The sequence below is a fragment of the Dactylosporangium sp. NPDC051087 genome (genome assembly GCF_055586325.1).
Window position 1 is genome coordinate 110,966 of sequence record NZ_JBVJIJ010000023.1, and the last position, 5,793, is coordinate 116,758.

General features: G+C 74.9%; 4 protein-coding genes. All 4 read right to left on the reverse strand.

Features of this window, described 5'->3' with window-relative positions; all coding sequences use genetic code 11:
- Positions 1-168: 168 nt before the first annotated feature.
- The gene (locus ACZ6TV_RS37675; RefSeq protein ID WP_465303104.1) at positions 169-1,509 is read right to left on the reverse strand and encodes a hemolysin family protein; all 1,341 of its coding nucleotides are present in this window, start codon (positions 1,507-1,509) and stop codon (positions 169-171) included.
- Positions 1,510-1,595: 86 nt separating this feature from the next.
- The gene (locus ACZ6TV_RS37680; protein WP_465303106.1) at positions 1,596-2,075 is read right to left on the reverse strand and encodes a phosphoribosyltransferase; all 480 of its coding nucleotides are present in this window, start codon (positions 2,073-2,075) and stop codon (positions 1,596-1,598) included.
- Between the two features lie 13 nt (positions 2,076-2,088).
- Positions 2,089-2,922: an alpha/beta fold hydrolase gene (locus tag ACZ6TV_RS37685; protein ID WP_465303108.1), complete on the reverse strand. Its 834-nt coding sequence runs from the start codon at positions 2,920-2,922 to the stop codon at positions 2,089-2,091.
- Positions 2,923-2,993: 71 nt separating this feature from the next.
- Positions 2,994-5,708, reverse strand: a complete 2,715-nt coding sequence (locus ACZ6TV_RS37690; protein ID WP_465303110.1) for an FtsX-like permease family protein — start codon at positions 5,706-5,708, stop codon at positions 2,994-2,996.
- Between the last annotated feature and the right edge of the window lie 85 nt (positions 5,709-5,793).

The window sequence follows — 5,793 nt, forward strand, 5'->3', positions numbered from 1 at the left end:
GCCGTCACCTCCGCTTCGCTGCGGCGCCGGCCTGAGCCGAAGCTGTCATGCTGATTCGCGGCCTGACCGCTGCGCTGGCCGCTCATGCCGTCACCTCCGCTTCGCTGCGGCGCCGGCCTGAGCCGAAGCTGTCATGCTGATTCGCGGCCTGACCGCTGCGCTGGCCGCTCATGCCGTCACCCGCATCCGGGTGACGCGGACGGTGTCCGGCACGTGGCGGTGCACGGTGAGCACCTCGAGCCGCACCGGCCTGGGCGTCGCGTCCTCGTCGGGCTGCGCGGGCGGCAGAGTGACCTCGACGGTGTCGCCGGGGCGCGGGATCCGGCCGAGCCGCTGCAGCACGAGCCCCGACACGGTGTCGTAGTCGTCGCTCTCCGGCAGGGTCACGCCGGTCGTCCGGGCAACCTCGTCGACCCGCCAGCGGGCCGGGACCAGCCACGAGCCGTCCGGCTGGCGGACCGCCGACGGCTCCGGCGCGTCGTCCTCGTCCCGGATCGACCCGACGAGCTCCTCGGCGACGTCCTCCAGGGTAATGATGCCGGCGAAGCCGCCGTACTCGTCGATGACGCAGGCCAGCTGGCGGTGCTCGGTGCGCAGCCGCTCCAGGACCGTGGGCAGCGCCGCCGTCGACGGCACCAGGACCGGCGGCAGCGCGATCTCGGCCATCGTCACCCGGTGCCGCTGCGCGGCGGGCAGGGCGACGAGGTCGGCGCCGCCGACGACACCGATCAGGTCGTCGACGCTGTCACCGACGACGGGGAAGCGGGTGTGCCCGGTGTCGAACAGCTCGACGAGCCGGATCGCGGGATCCGTCGCGGCGACGGTGACCACGTCGACCCGGGCGATCATCGCCTCCTCGGCGGTCCGCGCGCGGAAGGCCAGACCGCGTTGCAGCAGCTGCGAGGTGTCGGCGTCGAGCAGGCCACCGGTCCGGGACTCGGCGATGATCCGCTCCAGGTCCTCGGGGGTGGCGCCCTCGGGCAGCTCCTCGATCGGCTCGATGCCGACCCGGCGCAGCAGCCGGTTCGCGGCGGCGTCGAACATCCGGATCAGCGGGCCGGCCGCCGCCAGGTAGAACAGCGTGAAGCGGGCCAGGCCGCGGGACAGCGCCTCCGGCCGGGCGATCGCCCAGTTCTTCGGGCCGAGCTCGCCGAGGACCATCTGCACGACGGTCGCGACCAGCAGGGCGAGGACCACGGCCGCGGACGCGCTCGCGGCGCGCGGGACCCCGGCGAGGCCGAGCAGGTCGGCGAGGCCGCGGCCGAGGAACGGCTCGGCGACATACCCGACGAGCAGTGCCGTCACGGTGATGCCGAGCTGCGCGCCGGACAGCATGAACGACAGCCGTCCCGTCACCCGCAGCGCCCGCCGGGACGACTGGTCGCCCTCGTCGGCGGCGCGTTTGAGCTTGCCCCGGTCGACGGCGACATAGGCGAACTCGGCCGCCACGAAGTAGCCGGTGGCGGCCGTGAGCAGGACGATGAGTGCGAGACCGATCAGGATCAGCATGAGGCCTCAAGCGACGTCAGCCGGGCAATGCCCGGCCCGGTACTCCAACCAACCATGATCAGACGCTAGCAGCCTTCGCTGAACGTTCACTGGGAACGCGGGGCCACCGGCGGCTCGGCCGACCACGGAAAGTTGATCCACCTGTCGGTGCGGCGCCACACGTACCGGCAGCGCACGGCGGTCGCCGGCTTCTCGTACAGCACGGCGATGCGCACGTCGGCGGCGTGCGCGAGGCAGAAGTCCCGCACGACCCGCAGCGTGGCGCCGGTGTCGGCGACGTCGTCGGCGATGAGGACGCGCGCCCCGGCGAGGTCGGCGCCGTCGGGGGTCGGGCGCAGCACGACCGGCGCGTCGAGGCGCTCGTCGACACCCGTGTAGTACAGGACGTTCATCATCACGACGCTCTTCACGTCGAGGGCGTACGCGAGGGCGCCCGCGAGCAGCAGCCCGCCGCGCGCGACGGCGAGGACCACGTCGGGCCGGAACCCGTCGTCGGCGACGTGCTGCGCGAGGGCCCGCGACGCGTCCCCGAACTCCTGCCAGCCGAGCTCTTCCCGCTCGTCCATGTCCCCGGCCCCGCTACCGCAGGAAGCCGGCGACGGTCGTCGCGAGCCAGGCCGGGTCGTCGTGCCACGGGCTGTGCCCGCCGCCGGGCTGGACGGCGACCTCGGCGTGCGGGAACAGTCCCGCGTACTCGGCGGCCCGCTTCGGCGGCAGCGCCACGTCGTACTCACCCGCGGTGAGCAGCACCCGGGCCCGCAGGTCGGCGACGGCGGCGCGGGCCGCGGCCGGGTCGGCGCCGGTGTAGTACGCGGCCGCGGCCTCGTCGTTGCGCAGCGCGTCCTGCTCGGCGGCCACCGCCCGGGCCGTGTCGTCCCACCGGCCCCACATGAACGGTGTGATCGCGTCCCAGTCCCCGGCGCCGGGGTCGCCGGCCCAGATCCGCTCGAACGCGGCGAACGCCGCCGGGAACCACGGCTCCCTGCCACGCAGCTCCGCGACCTCGCGCCGGTCGGTGTCGCCGACCTCGAGGCCGACCACCCGCGGTGACGGGGTGACCAGGACGAGCCGGCCGATCCGGTCGCGGTGGCGGGTGGCGTACAGCACCGCGACGGCCGCCCCGGCCGAGTGCGCGAGCAGGTCGACCCGGTCCAGGCCGAGGTGCTCACGCAGCGCCTCGACGTCGTCGGCGAGCCGGTCGCACCGGTAGGTCGCCGGGTCGGCGGGCACCGCCGACCCGCCGGTGCCGCGCAGGTCCAGCCGCACGAGCTCGTGCCGCGCCGACAGCCCGCCGAGGTCCCCCAGGTACGACGACGCCGTCATCGGCCCGCCGGGCAGGCAGATCAGCGGGCTGCCGGCGCCGCCGCGGTGGTATGCGAGCCTCGTGCCGTCAGCACCGGTGAAGAAGTCCACCGGGCGATGATATGTGCCCCGTCCATCGATGATCGGCCTTCTTTCCCGGCGTCGCCGTGACGGGCGGACGGTCAGGTCTCGCCGGCGAGGAGGTGGGCGGTGGGGAGGCGCTGGATGAGCGCGGCGGGGATGAGGGCGGTGCAGGTAGCCAGGGCCGCCCCGGCCGCGACCGCCACGGCGGCGGTGGTGAGCAGGCCGGCGGTCAGGTCGCCGACGAGCCAGGCGGCGCCCGTCACGCCGAGGGCGGCGCCCGCGGCGCCGCCGAGCAGGCCGATGCCGAGGCCCTCGGCGGCGACCAGGCGGGCCAGCGACGCCGGGGTCCAGCCGGTGGCGCGAAGGGTGGCGAGCTCGGCGGCGCGGTCGCGGACGTTGAGATACAGCACGTCGGCGACCGCGAACGCGCCGAGCAGGACCGTGGCGGCGACCGCGATCGTGTCGACGGTCCTGACCCGCAGGGAGACGGCGTCGCCGAGGAGGGTGCCGACGATGGCGCCGTGGAAGCTGTAAGTGATGGCGCCGAGGACGGTGGCGGCGGTGATGCCGATGGCGAGGGCGCCGGCGCCCAGGACGGTGCGGCCGGGGACGCGGACGAGGTTGAGCAGGCCCATGCTGACCGGGCCGCGGGGGCTGCCGGTGCGGCGCGGGCGGGTGACGGCGGGACGCAGCCCGGCGGCCGGGCGGCCGCGGGCCGCGGTGAGGGCGGGCAGCAGGCCGGCGACGAGGGACAGCGCGACCGCGGTCGGCACGGCGAGCAGCGCCTGCGTCCACGTGGTGTGCACGGACAGCAGCGCGCCGAGCGGCGCGGCCAGGCCGAGGGCGCCGAGGCCCGCGACGGTGCCGATGACGGTGACCTCACCCAGTACCGACGCGAAGACCCGGTGCGCGGGCCAGCCGAGGGCGGTGAGGGTCGCGAGCTCGGTGCGCCGGTCGCGGACGCCGGCGGCGACCGCGTTGGCGAGGAACAGCGCGCAGACGACGAGGACCAGCACGAACAGGACGGCGCTCTTGCGGTCGATCGCGGTGATGATGCTGGCGGCGACGCCCTTCTTCACCCAGTGCTCGGTGACGCGCAGCTCCGGCCGCTGGTACTTGCCGGCGACCAGGCTCACGGTCTGCGGGGCGGGGGAGGAGCCGTAGGTGATGTCGACGTCGAGGCCGGTGCGGGCGGAGATGTCCTCGGCGACGAGCCGGACCCTCTCCCGGGAGGTGGCGGAGAAGCCGTGCACGCCGGCGACGCGGACGCGGATCGCGCTCAGTGGCTTGCTCTTGTCGCCGCCGCGGGTGTCGGCGAGCAGGGCGGGCAGCGCGGCGATGCTGGTGAGCAGCATCGGCGGCGAGGACAGGTAGCCGCCGGGGTTGCCGCCCGGCGCGAGCGGGCGGTCGCCGAGCAGGTCCCGGGTGGGCTGGTCGGCGCCGACGACCAGCGGGGGCTCGTAGGTCTCCATCGGCACGCGGCTGAGCGGGTTGAACGTGGTGAGCCGGGCCGGGTCGAACGTGCCGACGACCCCGAACTCGGTCGTCGTCATTTCCCCGTACAGGCGGGACGACACGTTCTGCACGGTGCGGAAGGACGTGTCGTCGATCTGCCACGGCGCCGGGAACCCGAAGGAGTGCGGCAGCACGAAGGCGGCGGCGTTGTTCGGCACGGGGACCGCGGCGAGGCTGCCGTCGGGCGCCTCGAGGTAGGTGATGCCGCCGGCCTGCAGGAGCCACTCGTGGCCGTACGTGAAGCCCCAGCCCTCGCCGGAGCGGGCCAGCTCGGTCTCGGTGGTGTGCTGGTACGCCGCCTCGGTGTCCAGCACGTCGTCGCGCAGGTGCGTCGCGGGCGCGGCGGCCATCGCGGCGAGCACCGCCTCCGGGGAGCTGCCCGGCATCGCGGTGAGGGGCCCGCGGGACACGCTGATCGCGGTGGTGGTGTCCGCATACCGCCGGGTCGAGGCGAGCACGGGCACGACCTTGCGCTCCTCGAAGCCGGCCTGCGGGACGGTGGTGCGGGGCGGCTCGTCGGTGAGGAACGTGCCCTGCGTGGCGCCGCGCAGCCCGGCGAGCCGGTCCTCGGCGTCGGGGTCGACGGCGGCGATGAGCATCGGCTCGTGCCACGCGACGGAGATGACGAGCCGGTCCCGCGCGCCCGGCAGGTTGGTCTCGAACCTGCCGTCCGGGAGCCGGCGGACCACGTTGACGTTCTGCGTGGTGGCGTCGGTGACCTGGCCCGGCTCGACGAACGGGCAGAGCTGCCGGCCGTCCTCGAGGAAGCCGAAGGCGCCGCCGCACAGCTGCGCGAACGGCATCTTCTGGCCGCCGCTGAAGGTGAGGTCCGGGCTGGCGTCGGGGATGGGCCACGAGACGTCGTGGGTGGTGACATACACCCAGATGGGCGTGGCCGGGGCGCGGCTCAGGCCACGGTCGGCGAGCAGGGTGCGGTCGACCCGCAGGACCTGCCGGTCCTTGGTGGGGTCGACGAGGTCGGTGAGGTCGACGGGCGCGACGACGGCGGCGTTGACCGCGCCGGCCATCGCGATCGGGGCGGCGACGTCGATGCCGGGCACCGCGCGGACCTTCGCCCAGTCGTCCATGCTGAGCCCGCCGTAGATGCCGGAGACCGCGTTGGGCCGCAGCAGCGCCCGGTCGTCCTCCAGCGGCAGCCGGCTGCCCTTGGGGCGCACGAGGATGTCATAGGCGGCCCGCACGTTGGCGTCCACGGTGCCGGTGACGTCCAGCCGCGCGGTGGCGGAGGCGCCGGTCAGCACGGTGAAGCCGGTGGTGGGGGGGGGGACCCCCAGCAAGAAGGCCACCCCCCCGCCCCCCCCCCCCCACAGACGCGCCCCCAAAAATCCGACCCCACCCCCAACCCTGCGCCCACACTGTCCC